General features: G+C 74.2%; 2 protein-coding genes. Both read right to left on the minus strand.

The window, feature by feature from the left end; translation table 11 throughout:
- Nucleotides 1-143: 143 nt before the first annotated feature.
- The gene (locus ACWF9Z_RS02950) at nucleotides 144-1,211 is read right to left on the minus strand and encodes a Zn-dependent alcohol dehydrogenase (RefSeq protein ID WP_453596800.1); all 1,068 of its coding nucleotides are present in this window, start codon (nucleotides 1,209-1,211) and stop codon (nucleotides 144-146) included.
- The gene (locus tag ACWF9Z_RS02955; protein ID WP_453596801.1) at nucleotides 1,208-2,467 is read right to left on the minus strand and encodes an acyl-CoA dehydrogenase family protein; all 1,260 of its coding nucleotides are present in this window, start codon (nucleotides 2,465-2,467) and stop codon (nucleotides 1,208-1,210) included. Before ACWF9Z_RS02955 ends, ACWF9Z_RS02950 begins: the two co-directional genes overlap by 4 nt.
- Nucleotides 2,468-2,660 lie beyond the last annotated feature (193 nt).

The following is a 2,660-nucleotide window of genomic DNA, read 5'->3' on the forward strand; positions in this document are numbered from 1 at the left end:
TCTGTCTACCCCACACCCCGCCACACCCAGATCTTTCGTGTTTTGGTGGGCTGGGTTTTTTTTATAAGAGACAGGGACCCCGCCCGCACGCGGACCGTCCTGACGCCGGCCGTCTCCGGCCCGGCCGCCCGGCCGCCCGCCCCTCAGAAGGTGAGCACCCCGCGCGCCACCCGCCCGTGGTGCGCGTCGTCCACGGCCTTGGCGAAGTCCTCGACCGGGTAGACCTCCGTCACCAGCTCGTCCAGCAGGAGCTTGCCCTGCCGGTAGAGCTCGGCGTAGAGCGCGATGTCCCGCTGGGGGCGCGAGGAGCCGTAGCGGCATCCCATGATCGTCTTGTCCAGGTACAGGGACGAGACCTGGAAGGACGCCTCCTGCGCGAAGCCGGGCACGCCGAGCAGGACCGCCTGTCCGTGCCGGTCCAGCAGGTCGATGGCCTGCCGGATCAGCTTGACGTTGCCCACGCACTCGAAGGCGTGGTCCGCGCCGGTCGGCAGGATCTCCTTCACGGCCGCCGAGGAGTCGGGCACCGCCGAGGCGTCGATGAAGTGCGTGGCGCCGAACCGGCGGGCCACCGCCTCCTTCGCCGGGTTGGCGTCCACCGCCACGATGGTCGTCGCGCCCGCGATCCGGGCGCCCTGGAGCACGTTCAGCCCGATGCCGCCCGTGCCGATGACGACCACCGTCTCGCCCCGGTCCACCTTCGCCCGGTTCAGTACGGCGCCCACGCCCGTCAGCACCCCGCAGCCGATCAGCGCCGCCGAGGTCAGCGGAATGTCCCGGGGGATCTTCACCGCCTGGACCGCCTTGACGACGGTCCGCTCGGCGAAGGCGGAGTTGGAGGCGAACTGGAAGACCGGCTTCCCGCCCCGCGAGAACGGCTGCCCGGGCCGGCCGATGGCCGTGCGGCACATGGTCGGCCTCCCGCGGTCGCAGTCGGCGCAGGCCCCGCAGTTGGCGAGCGTGGAGAGGGAGACGTGGTCCCCGGGCGCCACGTGCGTGACGCCGGACCCGATCGCCTCGACCATGCCCGCGCCCTCGTGCCCGAGCACCACCGGCGGCGGGAAGGGGATCGTCCCGTCGATCACCGACAGGTCGCTGTGGCACAGCCCGGCCGCGGATATCGCCACCAGCACCTCACCCGGCCCCGGGTCACGCACCTCCAGGTCGTCGACCACCTGGGCCTGCTTGCCGTCGAACACGACGCCTCTCACCTGGACTCCTTAGGCAGGCCGAGCACGCGCTCGGCGATGATGTTGCGCTGGATCTCGTCCGAGCCGCCGTAGATCGTGTCGGCGCGGGTGAACAGGAACAGCCGCTGCTCCTCGTCGAGTCCGAGTTCGTACGGGACGTCCCGCGCCCAGTCGCCCGGCCCGGCCGTGGCGGCCGCGCCCCGGACCGCCACGGCCAGCTCGCCGAGCCGCCGGTGCCAGCCGCCCCACAGCAGCTTCGCCACGCTCGGCGCGCCCTGGTCCCCGCCGCCCGCGTTCCCGGACGGGTTCCCGGACGGGTTCCCGGACGGACCCGCGGACCCCAGGGTCCGCAGCGCGTTCCACCGCATCGTGCGCAGCTCGGCCCACTGCCGTACGAGGCGTTCGCGCAGCACCGGATCTCCCGCGCCCGTGCCCGCGGCCGTGTAGGAGGCGACCACCCGTTCCAGTTCGGCCGCGAAGCCGATCTGCTGGACGAGCGTGGAGACGCCCCGCTCCAGGGCGAGCAGCCCCATGGCCACGGTCCAGCCGTTGCCCTCCCCGCCCACGACCTCGGCGGCGACGGCCCCGTCGAAGAACACCTCGTTGAACTCGGAGGTCCCCGACATCTGCCGGATCGGCCGGACTTCGACCTTCCCCGGCTGGTCCATCCGCACGAGGAGGAAGGACAGCCCCCGGTGACGCTTCGACCCGGGCTCCGTACGGGCCAGGACGAAGCACCAGTCGGCGTCCCGCGCGAGGGAGGTCCAGATCTTCTGCCCGGTGACGCGCAGCAGCCCGTCGGCCGGATCCGCCACCGCCGTGGTGCGGATGCCCGCGAGGTCGGATCCCGCGCCGGGTTCGGAGTACCCCTGGCACCAGAGTTCCTCGCCGCGGGCGATGGCGGGGAGGAAGCGGGCCCGCTGCTCCGGCGAGCCGTAGGCGATCAGTGTCGGCGCGAGGAGGTTCTCGCCGATGTGGCCGACCCGGGCGGGGGCGCGCGCGGCGGCGTACTCCTCCGCCCACACCACCTGCCCGGTCAGGGAGAGCCGCCGGTTGCCGTACGCGTCCCCGGCCCCCTCCGTCTCCCAGCCCTGGCCGATCCATCCGCCACGCCCCAGCTCGCGCTCCCACGCGCGCCGGACCTCGACCCCCTCGTGCTCGCTGCCGGGCCCGCCGAGGCCCACCGCCTGCGCGTACGGGCCCACGAGGTGCTCGGCGAGCCACGACCGGGCGCGGCCGCGCAGCTCCTCGTCCTCCTCGTCGAAGCTGAAGTCCATGTCCTTTGGCTCCCCTGTCCCTCGGCGTCCCTGCCCCTGGCCGCGTCGGCCCCGTCCTGCTCCACGCGGTCCCGCGACTCCCGGCCCCGGGGGGGGGGCGGGGCCCCCCCCGGCGCGGGCCCGCCGGGGGGGGGGGGGGGGGGGGGGGGGTGGGGGGGGGGGGGGGGGGCCGCGGGGACGCGGTGACCGAGAG

The sequence above is a fragment of the Streptomyces sp. NPDC054961 genome, assembly GCF_053609145.1.

Excerpts from the sequence above, each read along its gene's own strand:
- ACWF9Z_RS02955 (WP_453596801.1), bottom strand. The coding sequence starts at position 2,467 with ATGGACTTCAGCTTCGACGAGGAGGACGAGGAGCTGCGCGGCCGCGCC.